An 18,954-nucleotide genomic window follows, 5' to 3' on the forward strand; every position below is an offset into this window, starting at 1 on the left:
TTATGACGAAACCTTTACAAACAAAAGAACGGAGACTTCCGGGAGGGATTTCCGCGGTACGCCTGCTGCGGCCGCTGGCATTCCCGGCAGTCGTTTCGGTCATGTTATCCATGAGCCCCTCGCCGGTGTTTGGACAAGGTAACACCCCCGGACACGAAGAGTTTGTCCGCGACAACTGCCGCACGGGTTCCGCAACGGCAGCCGAAGCCGGCTATTCGGGCGAAGAGCTGCGCAGGCTCCACCCCACCGACCTCCTGAGGGCCCTGCAACTGATCGACCCGTCGATCTGCGGCACCGACCCCGATGAACGATACGGTTCCGATCCCAATGCGGTCCCCGCCGCGATGAGCCTTCAGGGCGTAAGGTCGCTGATCTGGGGGATGAGCGACGCCGACGCACGGCCGCTGGTGATCGTCGACGGCCACAGCGAGTCGTTCGACCGGCTGAAGGATTTCGACATGCAGCGCATAGCGAGCGTCGCACTGCTCAAGAACGCCACGGCGACGGCCCTCTACGGCGTGAGGGCCGGGCAGGGTGTAATCGTCATCACGACGAAAGTCCCGGAGACCCATCCCCTGCGGCTGACCTATAATTTCGACGGCACGTTCCAGCGCGCCGGCATGCGGGCGTTCGATATGATGGACGCCGGGCAGAAGCTCGACTGGGAGAAGCGCATGGGCGCCTACGAGGGCAACGACGCGCTCTATCAGCAGCGCATGGCGGACGTGAAGGCCAACGGCTCGACCGACTGGCTCGACATGCCCCTCCGGACCTCGTTCTCGCACCGTCACCGCGTCTCGGTCTACGGCGGCGACAGCAGCCTGCGCTACCGCGGAGTGCTCTACATGAACCCCGTGAAGGGCGTGATGAAGGGTTCGAAGCGCACGATGTACGGCGCATCGGCCTTCATCGGCTACACGACGCGCAAACTGGAGATTTCGAACGAACTGGGCGTGGACATGACCGACGCTTCGGAGTCGACCTACGGCCCGATGAGCGCTTGGGCGCAGATGAATCCCTACTATGCGCCGGCCGACGAGCGCGGCGTGCCCTACGACATTCTGGGCGAAGGGACCTTCAGCGAGCAGGGGTCGCCGCTCTACGAAACCTCGCTCAACAGCTTCGCCGAGAACAAGATCGCACGGGTGAACAACAACCTCACCCTGCGCTGGAAAATCGACGAGCATTTCAGCGTGGCAGGCCAGTTCAACCTCACGCACGACTACGACAAGCGTTCGGAGTTCACCTCCCCGCAGTCGCTCGTCTACAAGGATTACGGCATCGACGAGATCGACCAGAAGGGCAGTTACCGCATCCTCCGCAACCGGCTGGAAAGCTATCAGGAGAAGGTGTGGGCCGACTACCGCCTCGAACGCGAGCGCCACACCCTGCGCGCCACGCTCGGCATGGAGGTCTACTCGGCGACGATGACCGACGACGCATTCCGCGGCGTGGGCATGTCGAGCGACCACATGGACTACATCTCCTTCGCACAGCGCTACGCGGCGGAGCGTCCCGAGGGCACCAAGACCTACGAGCGTGTGCTGAGCGGCTACGGCATGGTGTCGTGGAGCCTTGACCAAACGCTGTTCGTCGACCTCGCGGGCCGCGTGGACAAATCCTCGATGCTCGCCCCCGAAAAGCGCACGGCGGGTTCCTACTCCCTGACGGCGGCTTACGACCTGAAAAAAGCCCTGCTGCCCAATTCGGGGCTTATCGGACGGCTGATGCTGACGGCCGGGTACGGCAGCACGGCGGGTTACCAGTTCGACTACGGATTCGTCAACCCGATCTACGCCTACGACATCGACAACCCCTACCTCAACGGCATGGGTGAGAACAAAAGCGGGATCGATTACAGCAAGGGCCTCGTGTCGTTCTACAACATGAACGTCTACAACCCGGCCCTGAAATGGAAGACGACGCGCAACGTGAACGTCGGCGTCGGCGGCCGCATCAGCACGGTAGACATCGCCGTGAAATACTACAATTCGCTGTCGAAAGACCTGCTGACGCTCGAAGAGCAGAACGTCGCCTTCGGTTCGGGATTCCGCTATGCCAACAGCGGCGCGATCCGCAACTCGGGGCTGGAATTCTCGGTGGCGGCAGGCATCCTGCGCGACCGCAGCGGCCTCGACCTGACGCTCTTCGCAAAAGGCGTCGTCAACCGGAGCAAGATCACCGAACTGCCCGACTATTCGGCAACGACGTTCAATTCCACGATGTTCGAATACGGATACCATTACGGCATGGCCGAGGGCGATGCCGCCGACGGCATCTACGCCCTGCGCTCGGCAGGGATCGACCCGGCGACCGGGAAAGAGCAGTTCTACCTGCGCGACGGTTCGAAATCGTTCACCCCGACCGCCGAGGACATGGAGTATCAGGGCAGCATGACCCCGAAGCTGCGCGGCACGTTCGGCCTGACGGCCGCGTACCGCAACTTCGACTTCGCGGCGGTATTCTCCTACTCGCTGGGCGGCAAGTTCTATGACCTCTACACCCAGCAGGCGGTGGATCTGGCCGGATACGGGAACAACGTCCCGGCAGCAGCCGAAGGTAAATGGAATGCGTCGAACACGGACGCGGTTTACCAAGGTCTCGACAATTCGGGCGGATATGCCTCGACGCGGTTCGTGTCGAAGCGCAACACCCTCTCGCTCTCGTCGCTGCGCATCGGGTATGCATTCCCCAAAAAGATCGCTTCGGCGATGCGCATGCAGGGGCTGAAGGTGAGCCTCACCTGCGACGACCTCTGGTACACGTCGTCGGTCAAGAGCCCCCGCAGCCTCTACTATCCCTATGCATCAAGCTTCATCCTCTCGCTTCAGGCAACCTTTTAAACACGCGAACACATGAAAAAAATAATATACACCGCACTCCTGCTCCTCGTTACCGTGTCGTGCGACAAGTGGTTCGAGGCAGAACCCCAAGGAGGAGGAGAGTCCGGGGCCAAGGTCTTCGACAACGAAGCCTCCTTCCGCGACTACATGAACGGCATCTATACCGGGCTTCGCTCCACGGAACTCTACGGCTCGAACCTCACGCTGGGCGGCGTGGAATTCCTCGCCCAGAGCTTCGATCCCTATGCCGGGGCCGAGGCATGGGCCAAGATGGATTTCGGCAGTGAAATGGGACAGCATGTCTCCCGGGAGGCATACACCAAGCTCTATGCCGCCATCTACCAGTGCAACGACATCCTCAGGCTCTTCGCTGAAAAGAAGGATGTGGATTTCATCGCCGGATCGCGCGAAATGATGGTCGCCGAAGCCCGGGGCCTGCGGGCGTTCCTGCACTTCGAGCTCCTGAAGCTCTACAGCCCCGCCTACACGGTGGACAGCGGCGCGTCGAACATCCTCTGGATGGAGAGCACGCAGGCCAAAGGCGTACAGATGACCACGGCGCAGTTGACCGACAAGGTTATCTCGGAACTGAGCGCCGCAGCCGCGGAGCTCGCCAAATACGACCCCATCGTCACCGGCGTGGGATACGACGAGCTGTCGCTGCTCGGAACCGCGCCCATCGACCGCGTCTGGAAGCTCAACTACTACGGCTGTCTGGCCGCCGAAGCCCGTGCGCTGATGAGCCGCGGAACGGCCGAGGATTTCGGTAAGGCATACGGACTGCTGACGGAGATTATCGGCGAAGGCGGGTACGCTTTCGTGCGGACCGTCTCGGGAACCGACTACGAGTTCTCGGCGGAGTTCATCTTCGCGCTGCCCTCCCCCGAAAAGGGATTCTGCGCCCTCTCGGAAGAGCTCTTCGCGCCCGCGCCCGACGGCAGGGGCATGACTCTCTCGGCACAACTCCCCATCGACGGTCTGCATGCCGACGACCGTCGCCGCAACTGGTTCGACGCGGACAACACGATGCGCACGAAGTTCGCCCCGACGAGCAAGATCGACAAGTGGAAGACCACACCGGCTATCCCGGTGATCAAGATCGGCGAGGTATACCTCATGGCCGCGGAGGCCGCCGCCAAGTCGAACCAGCTCCCGGCGGGTATCGGGCAGTTCAACGACTTCATGACCCAGCGCAACAGCGAATCGATGAAGCTGCCCAACACGGCCACGCAGGCGCAACTGATGGATGCCGTCGACAAGCAGTACCGGTACGAATTCATGGGAGAAGGCGTGCGCTACCACTTCTGCAAGCGCCTCAACCAGACCGTTACGGCCTACGACGGCTCGCAGATAACCGATGTCGGCAAAAAGGCATTCCCCATTGTAAAATAACCTAAGATCAAGCAGATGAACAACATCACAAAATATACCGCCCCGGCACCGCGCAGCGCACGGCCTTTCAGGTTGCTGCGGATGTGCCTGCTGCTGGCCCTCCTGACTTGTATCCCCGCCGGCGTACTCCGTGCGCAGGAGGCCAAAGTCACGTTCCAACTCCGGGAAAAGCCGCTCTCGGCCCTGCTGGCCGAAATCCAGAAGCAGACCGGATACAAAATATTCTACAGCGACAACAACGTCGACGTTTCCCGCAAGGTGAACGTTTCGGCACGGCTGGTGCCCGTCAACAAGGTGCTCGAAAGCATCCTGCCCAAGCTGGGCCTCACCTACCAGTTCATCAACAACACCATCGTGCTGTCGCAGGACCCCAAGGCCGCAGCGACGCAGGGGACCTCGGTAATGGCCAAAGCCGTTCCGGTGCGCACGGTATCGGGCGTGGTCAAAGACGAGGCCGGAAAGCCGATGGTCGGCGTCTCGGTCATCTCGGTCAAGGACAAGCAGCGCGGAACCTCGACGGCCGCCGACGGAACGTTCTCGTTCCGCGTCCCGGCCGATGAGACGCAGCTCACCTTCTCGATGATCGGTATGAAGACCCAGACGCTGCCCGTCGGCAGCGGGACGCTCAACGTCACGATGAAATCCGACGTCATCGAATCCGAAGCGCTCGTGATCACGGGTTTCGTGCCCAAGGCCAAGAACAGTTTCACGGGTACGGCGACGCAGGTGAAGGGTGCCGATCTGGTGAAGGTCAACCCGACCAACGTGCTGCAGGCGCTGCAGGTGTACGACCCGTCGTTCGTGATCTCGGACATCACCGGCGAATTCGGATCGAACCCCAACCACATTCCCGACCGCATCGAAATCCGCGGCGCGAACAGCATGCCCGACATCTCGGAGAACACGCTCCAGACCTACACCTCGCTGCCGATCTTCATCCTCGACGGATTCCAAGTGGAGGTGGAGAAGGTCTACAACCTCGATATCAACCGCGTCGAAAACGTCACCATCCTCAAGGATGCCGCGGCTTCGTCGATCTACGGTTCGCGCGCCGCCAACGGCGTGGTGGTCATCACGACCAAGATGCCCAAGAAAGGCAGCATACAGATCTCTTACACGCTCAACACCAGTATCCAGACCCCCGACCTCTCGTCGTACAACCTGATGAACTCGAAAGAACTGGTGCAGTACTACGAAAAGATGGATATTTTTTCGAAAGGAGCGACCACGGCCGGTGTGGACCCCGAGCGGCGTAACCTGCTGACCATGCTCAGGATGGAGGCCGCCAACGGCGTAGACACCTATTGGCTGGCACAACCGCTGCGTACCGCGTTCATGCACAACCACTCGCTCTTCCTCGAAGGCGGAACGGACGTCGGCAGGCCGGGTACGGACCGCACGCTGCGCTATCAGATCAACCTCAACGGCAACTTCTCGGACGGCGTGATGCTCGGATCGCTGCGCAACACCTACGGCGGCGGCGCGAAGCTGATCTACGACACCCGCAAACTACAGTTGACCAGCGACCTGCAGGTGGGATTCACCGACACGAAGGATTCGCCCTACGGCGACTTCTCGACCTACACCCAACTGCTCCCGGTGTTCCGCATCAAGGACAGCAACGGGGAGTATTTCCCGACCCTCTCGGCGAACAACATCCCGCTCTACGAGAACTATCCTTGGACCAGCATCGGATCGTCGGTGCTCGGCACCCAGATCAACCCGCTCTACGAGGCGAACAACCTGAACAACTTCTCGCGCGGCAACAACCTCAGCCTGACCTATCAACTGGGCGCCAACTGGGAGATCGTCAAAGACCTGCGCCTGCGGGGAGAGTTCAGCTACAACCGGCAGGAGAAGATCAGCGAAAAGTACGTTTCGCCGTTCAGTTCGGCCATCACCGACGGACTCGAAAACAACTCCATCGAGCAGCTCTACCGCCGCGGAAGCTATAACAAGAGCAACGCCACGCAGACAAGTTACTATGGCAAGGTGAACCTCTCCTACCTGAAGAGTTTCGGCCGCCACACCGTGCAGGCCGTGCTGGGCGGTGAGATCAAGGAGGACAACGCCGAAAGCGACAGCTATTCGGTGACGGGATTCCTCAACGACTCGCAGACCTACCCCTCCGACGGTGCGCAGTACCCGCTTTCGGGACGCCCCTCCGGTTCAAGCAGCATCGTCCGCATGGCGGGCGCCTTCGCGACGGTCAACTACTCGTTCGACAACCGCTACATGATCGACGGAAGCTACCGCGTGGACGGCTCGTCGAACTTCGCCAGCAAGCAGCGCGTATCGTCGTTCTGGGCCGTGGGCGTGCGGTGGAACGTGATGAACGAGAAGTTCATGAACCGCAGAATCTTCGACAGCTTCGCCCTGAAAGCCAACATCGGCACCACCGGTAACTCGAACTTCGCGCTGAGCCAGATCCTCAACATGTACAAGTACCTGACGATGTACGACGGAATCACGGGCGCGGAGCTCATGTCGCTGGCCAACCCCGACCTCAAATGGCAGACGACGCTCAAACGCAATATCGGCCTCGAGCTGGGATTCCTCCAGAACCGCATCAACTTGGAGTTCAACTACTACTCGAACACCACGGACAACAACATCACCCGGGTGGATATCCTGCCCTCGACGGGATTCTCGTCCTACACGGCCAACCAAGGCGACGTCAGCAACAAGGGTTTCGACTTCAACCTCTCGGTAACGCCCGTCCGCACCAAGAACTGGCAGTTCAACTTCTTCGTGAACGGACAGCACAACCGCAACAAGCTGACCAACCTCTCGGAGGCCCTCAAGGACTACAACAAGCAGATCATGGAAGGGCAGACGACGACCGACAAGACCAAGATCGAAAACGTCTTCCTGTTCGAAGAAGGCAAGTCGCTCACGGCGATCTACGCCGTGCCGTCGGCCGGCATCGACCCCGGAACGGGACAGGAGATATTCATCACCAGAGACGGCAAGCGCACCTTCACATGGAATTCGGCGGACCAAGTGGTCGTAGGCGACACGGAGCCCGATCTCCGGGGTTACTTCGGCGTGAACCTCAGCTACAAGCGCTGGTCGCTAAACACCAGCTTCGAGTATTCGTTCGGCGGCGAGCTGAACAATGAAACGCTCAGGGACCGCATCGAGAATACCTCGATGAACAACTCGGCCAACCGGGTGGCCTACAACATGGACCGCCGGGCCCTCTACGACCGCTGGTCGGAGCCGGGGCAGAGCGCCAAGTACCGCGGCATCAACGTCTCGGGAAAGACCTATGCCAGCTCGCGTTTCGTGCAGAAGAACAACTACCTGCGGATGAACTCGATACGCATCATGTACAACCTCAACAATCCCGACAGGCGGCTGCTGGGCATGTCGATGCTCCGCATCGCAATCTCGGCCAACGATCTGTTCTACTCCTCCACCATCCGGCAGGAGCGCGGACTCTCGTACCCCTATGCCCGCACGTTCACACTCAGTCTTCAGGCTAACTTCTAAAAACAGATTCCTATGAAAATAAGATATATCGCAACCCTGCTGCTGTTGGCCGTCGGCACCGTATCGTGCAAAAACTGGCTCGACGTATATCCCCGCTCGGAGATCACCTCGAACAAGGTCTTCGAGAACGAAGACGGCTTCTACTCCGCGCTCGCGGGCCTTTACATCAAGATGGCCGACGACAAACTCTACGGATTCGACCTCACATGCGGATACCTCGATATGATGGGAGGAGCCGTGTACATGGGCAGCGGCAACATGGTAACCTACCATGCCAACAACTTCTACAACGACCCGACCTACGCTTCCGCAGTGGAGGCGCTGCAATTCCCCGCATTCAACTACACGCGCGGAGGAATACGCACCACAGCCACCGACACCACGCTGGAGACGATCTGGACGAAGATGTACAACACCATCACCAACGCCAACCTGCTGCTCCAAGAACTCAATACGACCGATGTAACGTTTGAAACGGGTGTCAAAGAGCTGCTGACGGGCGAGGCGCTGGCCGTGAGAGCCTATCTGCACCTCGACCTCGTGCGCCTCTTCCAGCCGCCCTACCTCTCGGAGCAGGGCAAGACGGCCAAACGCATCCCCTACATGGAGTCGCTCGACGCGCTGAAGTTCGTTCCCTCGTCGACAACCGACGAGATACTGGACAAGGTGGACGCCGACTTGGCCTACGCCGCGGAGATCATGAAGGACAACGACCCCATCAGTTCGAACAAGAGCTACCACACACTGATGTTCACCACCAACCGCCAGTACAAGTTGAACTACTACGCCGTGAAACTGCTTCAGGCGCGGTCGTTTCTCTACCGCGGCAAGGACAAGGCAGCGTATGACGCCGCTATGGAAGTCATCAACAATGCCTCGGGAGCCGGAGTTCATTTCATCACCGAAGCCGAACGAACCAAGTTCGACAGTTACGGAACCCCCGTGGACCGCAGCTGCCCGATGGAAAATCTCTTTGCCGTGCTGACGGACGATCTGGACGAAAACATGCGTGATGCCCTCAGCACGACCGGCAAAAGGCTCAAAATGTTCGGCCGCTTCATGTCGAACAAATGGCTGAGTGCAACTTCCGGACTGGTGCCCGCAGCTTTCTTTTCGGCAGCGAGCGATATCCGCATCAATCTCTGGAAGAAAAGCAGCTACCCATCGGGAATGATCGGAAAATATATCCGCGAGTCGAGTACGGACGAAGACGTAGCGCTCTACCCGAAGCAGGCGGTGACGCTGCTCAAACTGGGTGAGGCCTATCTGATCGCCGCCGAAGCGGCCATCGAGGCTGTCAGTCCGAGCGAAGGCCTGAGCATCCTCCAGCAGCTCCAGACTGCACGGCAGGGCGGCGTATACAACCAGACCGACGGTCTGAAAGAGGAAATCCTGTTGGAATACCGCCGCGAGACGCTCGGCGACGGACAGCTCTTCTACGCCTACAAGCGGCGCAACGAGGAGCGGCTGCACACGCTGTTCCAAGTCCCGGAACTGACCTATTACTTTACGATGAACGACAACAGATATACGCCCGATATTCCCGACAAGGAGTTCAACGCGGGCCGAACCTATTAAGAGATGAAAGCCATGAAAAAATACATCATATCCATTCTGGCGGTAGCCATCGCTTTCGTAGCCTGCAAAAAAGAGGATATCCCGGTGTACGACGCCGAGCATCCCTCGCTGAATTTCGTCAAGAGCTATTTCTTGCCCGGATTGAATCTGGACGGCAGTGCCCTCGACACGCTGAAACTCGTCGCCGTGTTCTACGCCGGTCAGGAGCAGGCCGATTTCAAACTCCCGGTATATCTGTCCGGACCCACTGTGGACCACGACCGGAAATACACCGTGCGCGTATCGACCGAGAAAAGCTACGGCGATCTGGTGGAAGGCGTACACTTCACGCTCCCGGAGAGCCAGATTCTCCACGCAGGACAATATGCCGATTCGGCCGTCGTTCATGCAAACATCTCCAAGCTGCGCGCCGACAAGGCTTCGGGGACGCTGGTTCTCGAACTGGTCCCGGGAGATGTTTTCACCACCGGACTGGAGCACTACCAGAGCATCGGACTGGAAATATCGGGCGAGGGATTCACCAGCCAGCCGGTATTCTGGAACAAGAACGACCTGAACACCTACGGCGGCAACTTCACCTCGATCAAAGCCGAGAAATACGTCGAACTGAACGGAGTGACCTCCGACAGTTGGCAGGAGAGCAACAAAGCCAAGCTCTACGCTTACGGAAAGCGCACCTACGAATGGTTCCGCGACAACCCCACTTACGACAACGGGGTGCTGGTGGAGTTCAAGGGAACGATCAATTACGAATAAAGACGAACGACCATGAAAATACTCAAATACCTGACGGTTATTCTGGCAGCCGCCCTCGCGGCGACGGGCTGCTACGACGACAAGGGCAGCTACTACACCGGTTCGTGGACCAGCATCGCCGCGGTGGAAGGCATGAGCATACCCGGTACCGAAACGAAAGCCAACATCGAACTGATCGAGGATGAAACGCTGAGCCTCAACCCCACGGTCCGGTTCAATCCGGGTGTGGACGCATCGCAGTTCACCTACGACTGGATTATGGGCGGCGACACCATCGCCTCGGGACTCAAACTTGACTGGACGGTAACCCGTACCGAGAAGATGGAGTTCAACAACCAAGGGCAAACCTCGTTCTGGCTGGCCATCAACAACAAAAAATCGGGCGAAAACTGGTGCTATTACATCCAAAACACAAGCGGCTCCATTCAAAAGGTAACGATTTCCCAAACGGTAACGCCGAAGATCGGTGTCTTCGTCTATGAAAAGGAGGACGGAACCATCGAATGGGGTTCGGTCAAAGGCTCGAACGCCGAAACTCCGGAGGCATTTACGACGCTCTACACCGACCTTTACACCCGTTACAACACGTCGCGCAAGATCGACGGCACCGTAGCCGGAGCTACCTACACCGGACCGAAACTTATTGTCTACACCAATCATGCACCGGATTACGGCGTGATCGTGGAAACGTCGGAATCGGGCGATTACCCGATGGGCTTCCACATGGGTACGATCAGCGACGAGGTATTCCAGGGTGCCCCCGACGGCGAGATCAAGGGGCAGGGATTCTACAAAGGAGGCATGCAGGAGATGCTGATCGGCAGTTCGCTCTTCATCGCTCCGAGCAATAATGCCTATCAGGTGATTCTTCCCGGGGCCGATCCCACACAAGGCAATGTGGTGCAGACCATGGGTGCAAATCCCTATGCGAACCGGATGCATTTCTCGGTACAGCGCATGACCTCGGACGAACTCTGGTATTACCGCTACGACGCCAGCCGGGGTTACCTGCGCCAGATACTGCCGGACGAGAACGGTGCGGTGCTCAAAGCCGACCGGATCATCGGCGTATGCCGCCAGCCGACATTCACCGACAAGCAAATCAAGATGTTCGTGGCGGTGAAATCGGGCTCCTCCTATCTGCTCTACACCTACACCTATGAGCAGAAGACCAGCGGCAGCGACATTATCACCTATGTCGGCAAGAAGGACATCACCTCATGGGCCGGAGGCATGAGCGACGACTGCACGATGTTCACCAACGGCGTCGAAGTACCGCTCAACTACCTCTACATCGCCAAGGGACGCGATCTCTGGCGTACGAGCTACGAGTCGCAGGACGCCCCGCAGGTGGCAAAGAGTTTCCCGGCGCCGATCACGGCCGCTGAAGTGGTCATAACCGCCCCGAACAGCATCAGCGTCAACACCAAAGAGGTATATACGGCGGTATTCACCTACGACAGCAGCGCCAAAACGGCGAAAATGTACGTTCTGGATGCCAAGGCCGACGACCTGAGGGCCTACTCCGAGGTGGAAACCGCGATCCCGGGCAAGGTGGTTCGCTACCGGGCCAACCAATAGACAACCCAAAACGAAGGGATTATTTCCGGCAGTCCCGCATGGGACTGCCGGAAATAATGCTTATCTTTCGAAGACAATCCGCACATGCAAACCATGAAAAGAATCCTATTCGTCCTGCTGCTCTTCGCCGCCGCGACCGGGTTCGCCCAAGAGCCGTTCCGGCTCCAGACGGGCGACCTGCTCTTTCAGGTCAACGGCCGGAGCGCCTACACCGAAGCCATCATGAACGTGACATCGGGCATCGAGCAACTGGAATTTTCGCATGTGGGCGTGGCCTATGTCGAAGACGGGGAGACCTATGTGCTCGAAGCCGTGCCCTACGGGGTCGTCAAGAGCAGGCTGGACAAGTTTTTCCGCAACTCCCAACTGGTCGACGGCAAGCCGGTCGTGGTGGTCGGCAGGCTGAAGCCCCGGTTGCAGAAGAACATCCCGGCGGCCATCGACCGGATCGAAAAGCTGTTGGGAAAACGTTACGACTATCTCTTCAACCCCGACGACGACACCTACTATTGCAGTGAACTAATCTATGTCTCCTACCTCCGTCCCAACGGAAAGCCGATCTTTCGGATGAAGCCCATGACCTTCCGCGATAAGACGACAGGCGAGACGAGCCCCCTGTGGATCGAACATTTCAAGCGCCACAAATGCGATATTCCCGAGGGCGTGCCGGGCACCAACCCGGGCGACATGTCCCGTTCGAAGGCTATCCGCATCGTCCATCGCTATTTCTGAAACTCCTACAAACTATCAACACACAATTTATGTTCAAACAAGTTCTTACGCTTTCGCTCTGCGCCCTGATCGCCGCCGCGCCCCTCGAGGCCAAAAGCAAGAAAAGCAGCCGGAAAAAAGTCCAGACGTCGCAAACCGCGGAAAAACCCAAGGAGAGCGCCTACGACAAGCTCTTCAAGAAAAAGCACGAAGTGGCCGATGGCATGGTCAAGCTGCACAAGATCGACAACAAACTCTATTTCGAATTCCCGCAGGAGCTCTTCGGACGTGAAATGCTGCTGGGATCGGTGATCTCGGAGACCTCGGACAACCTCACGGGAGTCCCCGGCTCGAAATCCTACACGCCGCTCCACATCACCTTCACCAAGACGGGCGAGAACGTGCAGATCCGCGAAATCAACGCCGACAACTATACGCTGGGCGTGGCCGGGAACATCCTCCGCTCGCTCGACCGGAACAACATCCCCACGATCTTCCGCAACTTCAAGATCGACGCCTACAACGCCGACTCGACGGCCGTGGTGTTCAACGTCACGGACCTCTTCGTGAGCCACGTCAAGGAGCTGTCGCCCTTCTCGTACCTCGGGGCCTACGGCGGTTCGGGGTCGCCGAGCCTCAGCGAGTCGTTCAAAAAGGAGCTCTCGTCGCTGGGCGGCATCAAGTCCTTCGCCGACAACCTCACGGTGAAGAGCACCCTGAGCTACACCTACTCGGTAACGCACCCCGTGACGAAACAGAAGATCGTGGACAACGAGCCGCTGACGGCTGTCATGACCCGCACGCTGGTGCTGCTCGACGAGGAGCCCTACCGCCCCCGCATCACCGACAGCCGCATGTCGGTATTCCCCACCGGAAAATACCTGTACAGCGACAAGGAGCAGCGCGTGAAGGCCGTCTATCTGGCCAACCGCTGGCGACTGGAGCCGTCGGACACGGAGGCATGGAAGCGCGGCGAGTTGGTCGAGCCCGTGAAGCCGGTCGTCTTCTACATCGACCCGGATTTCCCCGAGAAGTGGCAGCCCGCAGTCTATGAGGGCGTCATGCAGTGGAACGAGCTCTTCGCCAAGATCGGGTTCAAGAACGCCGTGAAGGCGCTGCCCTACCCCGAAGACGATCCGGAGTTCGATCCCGACAACATCAAATACTCCTGCCTGCGCTACGCCCCGGTGCCCATCGCCAACGCCATGGGTCCCTCGTGGGTCGATCCGCGCAGCGGCGAGATACTCAACGCCTCGGTCTACGTCTTCCATGACGTCGTGAAGATGCTCAACCGGATGATCTTCGTGCAGACCTCGCAGGCCGACGAGCGCGTCCGCCGGGTCAACCTCCCCGACGAGGTGATGCTCGACGGGCTCCGCTATGTACTGGCGCACGAGGTGGGACACTGTCTGGGATTCATGCACAACATGAGCTCGTCGTCGGTGATTCCCGTCGATTCGCTCCGCTCGCCGTCGTTCACCCAAAAATACGGCACGACGACCTCGATCATGGACTACGCCCGTTTCAACTATGTGGCCCAGCCCGGTGACCGGGAGCGCGGCGTGAAGCTCACCCCGCCCCGTTTCGGCATCTACGACGAATATGCCGTGAAGTGGCTCTACACCCCGGTTCCCGACGCCAAGACCCCCGAGGAGGAGTATGCCGTGACCTCGAAATGGATCACCGAGGCTTCGGCCGACCCGACCTACCGCTACGGCAAGCAGCAGTTCGGCGGCATCGTCGATCCCAAGTCGCAGACCGAGGACCTCGGCGACGACGCCGTGGCCGCTTCGGAGTACGGCATCAAGAACCTGCGCTACATCCTCGCCAATCTCGACGCATGGCTGGCGGCCGGGGACGACGACTATTCGCAGCGCAACAGCATGTACACCAACATCGTGAACCAGTACATGAACTACATCCAGCACGTCTACGCCAACATCGGCGGCATCTACCTCAACGAGAAGATGGAGGGCGACCCCGTGGAGGCCGTGGTGTGCGTACCGCGCGAGAAGCAGCGCCGGGCGCTGAAATTCATCCTCGCGGAGCTCAAGCAGATGCAGTGGCTCGACAATGCGCCGCTGCTGGAGAAGGTGACCATCCTCGGTTCACCGAAGGAGGCCGTGCGCGAAGCCGTCATCAAGGCCGTAGTCAACGCCCCGGCCAAGAAGACTCTGGCGATCAACGCCCAGTTGTCGAAGGACCCCTACACCCCCGAAGCCTGCTACAAGGACGTTTCGGACTTCGTGTGGGAGCCGACCGTGCGCAACCGCCGCCTGACCGAGGATGAAATGGCCATCCAGCGCGAATTCCTCAAGGCCGCAACCGCCAAGGCCGGGCTGAAGAACTACACCGCCGGAGGCAGCACGGCATTCGCCGCGGACGACGCCGAACGGGAGGCTTTCGGAGCATTCACCCAGCCGGCACCGCTGTGCAGTTGTGCAGGGTGCGAGCACGGAATCGCGGCCGACGCCGTGTCGGGATTCGGGGCTCCCCGGTTCCAATACTTCACGCAGAAGGACATCTCGATGATCTACTACAACGACATCCTGCGCATCCGCAACCTGCTGCGCGGCAAGGCGGCATCGGCGTCGGGCGAGACCCGCATGCACTACCAGTACCTGCTGCACAACCTCGACAAAGCGCTCAACAAATAATGTCTTCAGCCATGAGAACATCCCTGAACAAGATCGGCGCGCTGCTGCTTGCCGCACTTCTGGCCACGACCGTGCTGCCCGGCGGGGCGCACGCGGCGGCAAAGGGCCGCAAGGACAAGAAGAAGAGCGAGGCCCCGGCGCCCAAGAAGCTGTCGGCCTATGAAAAACTCTTCAAGGACAAGAAGGCCAAGACGTCCGACGGACTTTTCAAACTCCATATCATCGACGGAAAACTCTACACGGAGATTCCGCTCGACATCCTCGAACGCGAGTTCGTCATCAACACCTCGATCGAGGAGTCGTCGCTGGCCGACTACGGACTGGCGGGTCAGCAGCCGCTGCCGCCCTACCACATCACGTTCTCGCGCCGGGATTCGGTGGTGAGGATGCACGAGGTGCCGCGCCGCACGCTCTCCGACGGCGACGCCGGCATCGCCCGGGCGCTGGAGATCAGCACGGCGATGCCCATCGTCGCCAGCTACCCGATCAAGGCCTACAACGCCGATTCGACGGCCGTGGTGATCGAGAATACGGCGCTGTTCATGAGCGACAACGAACACCTCAAGGCGTTCGAAGCCCGCGGCATGAGCCCGCTGCACATCTCCCGGGCCAGCTACAAGTCGGACCGTTCGCTGCTCCGCGACGTGGAGGGCGGAAAGGAGTATGCGTCGGTCATCAGCGACATGACCTACGGCGTGACGACGCAGTATTTCATCTTCACCATCTGCAAGGACAAGCCCTTCACGGCCCGCGCACGCCGCACGATCACGATGCTCCCCGAGGAGTGCGCCCCGGCGCGCATCGCCGACCCGCGGATCGGCGTGCTGCCCGTACCCTTCACCCGCTTCACCGCGGAGCAGGGCGCGCGTCCGGCCTACTTCGCCTCGCGGATCAACTTCCGGCACGGGGATGAGATTCGTCCCGTGACCTTCTACATCGACACCCTGTTCGCCCCGGCATGGCAGCAGGGCATCCGCCGCGGCATCGGGCTGTGGAACGAAGCCTTCCGCCGCATCGGCATGGGCGACGTGCTGAAAGCCGAAACCTACCCCGCCGGCGGGTTCGACAGCAACAATCCCGGAGGGTTCTATGTGAAATACGTCGCATCGACCAATCCGAAGATGACGGTCAACCTCTCGACCGACCCCCGCAGCGGCGAGATCACGGGCGGACGCATCCACCTGACGGAGAGCCTGCTCGACGAGATCCGCCTGCGCCGCTTCATCGACCTCTCGGCCGCAGACCCCGCGGCACGCGACATGGTGCTCGACGACGAGGAGCTCGCCTCGTCGCTGGCCGCTCACACGGCGCGCGGCGTGGCTCAGGTGCTCGGCCTTGCGACCAACTACGCGGCGGCAGCGGCCTACCCGACCGATTCGCTGCGCTCGGCGTCGTTCACCCGCGAGAACGGCATCTGCTCGTCGGTCACGGCGCTGAACGACTACAACTACCTCGCACAGCCCGGGGACAAGGGCGTGCGGCTGGTGAACGACTGTCTGGGCAAATACGACTACTTCGCCATCCGCTGGCTCTACGGCGACATCGCAGGGGCCAAGACCCCCGACGAGGAGCAGAAAGCCCTTTCGGAGATGCTGCGCGAGAAAGCCGGCGACCCGGCCTACTACTACGGCAATTACTGGTACGACTACTATTTCGGCGACGTACGGCTGGCCTACTACAATCTGGGCGACGATCCCGTGAAGCGGACCCTTTACCGGTTCGAGAACCTGCGCACCGTTGCACGGCATGCGGCGGAGTGGCTCGAAGGACGCGATGCGGACGGGAGCTACCGCGCAGAGGCTATCGCGGCACTATCGCGGGGCGTCCGGGAGGTGGTCTCCTACATGGCGGCCTACATCGGCGGCGTCTACTACACCGAGGTCACGGAGGGCGACGGGCAGACGATGCTCCGCGTCGTGCCCAAGGAGGAGCAGCGGCGCTATGTGAAGGAGACGCTGAAGGCCATCGAGGACCTTTCGTGGCTCGACACGAAGCTCACCGAAGGCCAGTTGGCCAACCTTTCGCAGTCCGTGCAGACGGATTGTCTGGGGACGCTGGTGAAGCGGCTGGAGACCCTGCCCCGTTACCAGAACGGGCTGGCGGGGGCTTACACCCCGGGCGAAATGGCCGCGGACATGGCCGACTACATCTTCCGCGACGTGAAGGCCGGACGCAAACTGTCGGACTACAACCGGCTGCTCCAGCAGGCGTTCACGGGCGTGGTCATCGGCGGCTCGAAAGTCCTCGCCGAGCCCAAGGCCGCCAAGGGCCGGGCCGCGGCGTTTGCGGCGACGGACGAAGAGGCCATGCAGCCCGCATTCCCCTACGAAGCCACGGCGACGCTGGAACCGATCAGCGCATACGGCAAATACCGGATGATGTACTACGCCAAGGATTTCTCGGAACACATCTACTACGGCATGCTGCTGCAGCTCCGCGACATCTACCGGCAGGGCGTCACAGCGGCGTCGGACGCTTCGTCGCGCGACTTCTGCCGCTACATGCTCCGCCGAATCGAGAACTCGCTGAAAACAGACTGACCCCCGGGGCGACCCGACTGAAACGAAGGCGCGGAATGTTCCGCGCCTTCGTTTCGTATCCGGGTGCAAAAGACGACGGAGAGCGCCGCAACACCCTGCACCGCCGATAGAACCCGCTTTTAAGCGGGAAAGGCGTTTTGCAGAAACCGGAAAATAAATTACCTTTGTGTGATGGCAAAAGAGAGCATGGAAAAACTGGAAGCCTGCGCCGCAGCGCTGCGCAGACATCATTTCGAAGCGGCAGTCGTCGGCGGCACGGCCGAGGCTTTCGCCGTGATGAAAGCCGTCGCGGAGGCCGAACGCCCGCGGCTGGCGTCGTTCGGCGATTCGATGACGATGCGCGCAACGGGCATCATCGAATGGCTGGCCGGCAACGAAGAAGTAACCCTGCTCGACGGATTCGACGCCTCGATGCCCTACGGGGAGCGGCTCGAAATACGCCGGCAAGCCCTGATGTCGGACCTCTTCGTGACGGGCGTGAACGCCGTGACCGAAGCGGGAACGCTCCTCTGGCTCGACAAAGTCGGCAACCGCATCGCTCCGGTGGCGTTCGGGCCCCGCAAAGTCATCATCGTGGCGGGCCGCAACAAGGTGGTGGCCGACCGCAACGAGGCCGAGGAGCGCATCCGCCGCATCGCGGCGCCGCAGAACATCGCCCGCCACCCCGGATTCCGCACGCCCTGCGCCGTAACGGGCGTCTGCTCGGACTGCAACTCACCGGACCGGGTATGCAACACGCGGATGGAGATGCTGCGCTGCTGGCCCGACAAGCGGGTGCTGGTGGTATTGATCGACGAAGATTTGGGATTATGATGAAAGGACTGAAATACTGCGCCGCAGCGCTGCTGACGCTCGTGCTGGCGGCCTGCAACGAATCGGAAGTGTTCTACACGGTGGCTTATCCCGTCGTGCGCGTCGAGGCCGAAGTAACCGTTCCGAGCCCCGAACCCGAACCCGAACCTGAGCCGGAACCTGAGCCCGAGCCGGAACCGGAACCCGATCCGACGCCGGAAAGCCGGGCGGACGAGGGTGAAACGACAGACCCGGTGATCGAGCGGATCAAGGCCGAGATCGTCGCGTCGGCACATGTGCAGGCGGGCGGGCGTTATGTGCTCAACTTCTCGAAATACAACGGCGGGCGGGCGCAGATCGAGACCGCAACGGAGACCGGAACGGTGGCGGCGGCATTCTTCAAGACCCCGGGCACGAGCGACATCCTGTTCTACTGTCCGGAGCCCGAAGCGGAGTACACCTGTACCCTCTCGACCTACAAGGATACGGACGGGCAGACCAAGACGATGCTCGTCACCGACCTGACCGAGGAATACAAAGCCCTCTACCCCGATGCGGGAATCACGAAGGCCGAACGCCGGTCGTACACCTCGACAAACGCGAATTGAG

The 18,954-nt window shown here is 60.4% G+C and carries 11 protein-coding genes; all 11 read left to right on the plus strand.

The window, feature by feature from the left end; genetic code table 11:
* Positions 1–2: 2 nt before the first annotated feature.
* Positions 3–2,843 (plus strand): TonB-dependent receptor plug domain-containing protein, encoded by a 2,841-nt coding sequence (locus BN5935_RS14005; RefSeq protein ID WP_064976644.1) that lies wholly within the window; start codon positions 3–5, stop codon positions 2,841–2,843.
* 12 nt (positions 2,844–2,855) lie between these two features.
* Positions 2,856–4,235, plus strand: coding sequence for a RagB/SusD family nutrient uptake outer membrane protein (locus BN5935_RS14010; protein WP_064976645.1), 1,380 nt, complete (start codon positions 2,856–2,858; stop codon positions 4,233–4,235).
* Between the two features lie 15 nt (positions 4,236–4,250).
* Positions 4,251–7,730 carry a SusC/RagA family TonB-linked outer membrane protein gene (locus BN5935_RS14015; RefSeq protein ID WP_064976646.1) on the plus strand — a complete coding sequence of 1,160 codons (3,480 nt, stop codon included), beginning with the start codon at positions 4,251–4,253 and terminating at the stop codon, positions 7,728–7,730.
* 12 nt (positions 7,731–7,742) lie between these two features.
* On the plus strand, positions 7,743–9,308 hold the full coding sequence (locus tag BN5935_RS14020) for a RagB/SusD family nutrient uptake outer membrane protein (protein ID WP_064976647.1): 1,566 nt from the start codon (positions 7,743–7,745) through the stop codon (positions 9,306–9,308).
* Between the two features lie 3 nt (positions 9,309–9,311).
* Complete coding sequence (locus tag BN5935_RS14025) at positions 9,312–10,064, plus strand: DUF4843 domain-containing protein (protein ID WP_064976648.1); 753 nt, start codon at positions 9,312–9,314, stop codon at positions 10,062–10,064.
* A gap of 12 nt (positions 10,065–10,076) precedes the next feature.
* Entirely contained in the window at positions 10,077–11,645 is a 1,569-nt protein-coding gene (locus BN5935_RS14030; RefSeq protein WP_064976649.1) for a hypothetical protein, read from the plus strand.
* Positions 11,646–11,738: 93 nt separating this feature from the next.
* Positions 11,739–12,377, plus strand: coding sequence for a YiiX/YebB-like N1pC/P60 family cysteine hydrolase (locus BN5935_RS14035; RefSeq protein ID WP_064976650.1), 639 nt, complete (start codon positions 11,739–11,741; stop codon positions 12,375–12,377).
* Positions 12,378–12,406: 29 nt separating this feature from the next.
* Positions 12,407–15,013, plus strand: coding sequence for a zinc-dependent metalloprotease (locus tag BN5935_RS14040; protein WP_064976651.1), 2,607 nt, complete (start codon positions 12,407–12,409; stop codon positions 15,011–15,013).
* Positions 15,014–15,024: 11 nt separating this feature from the next.
* Positions 15,025–17,553 carry a DUF5117 and DUF5118 domain-containing protein gene (locus BN5935_RS14045; protein WP_064976652.1) on the plus strand — a complete coding sequence of 843 codons (2,529 nt, stop codon included), beginning with the start codon at positions 15,025–15,027 and terminating at the stop codon, positions 17,551–17,553.
* Positions 17,554–17,739: 186 nt separating this feature from the next.
* Entirely contained in the window at positions 17,740–18,366 is a 627-nt protein-coding gene (locus BN5935_RS14050) for a lactate utilization protein (protein WP_394330951.1), read from the plus strand.
* The gene (locus BN5935_RS14055) at positions 18,366–18,953 is read left to right on the plus strand and encodes a hypothetical protein (RefSeq protein ID WP_235821123.1); all 588 of its coding nucleotides are present in this window, start codon (positions 18,366–18,368) and stop codon (positions 18,951–18,953) included. Before BN5935_RS14050 ends, BN5935_RS14055 begins: the two co-directional genes overlap by 1 nt.
* The last annotated feature ends 1 nt before the right edge of the window (position 18,954 follow it).

Source organism: Alistipes provencensis (assembly GCF_900083545.1).
In the GTDB taxonomy this organism is placed as follows: domain Bacteria; phylum Bacteroidota; class Bacteroidia; order Bacteroidales; family Rikenellaceae; genus Alistipes; species Alistipes provencensis.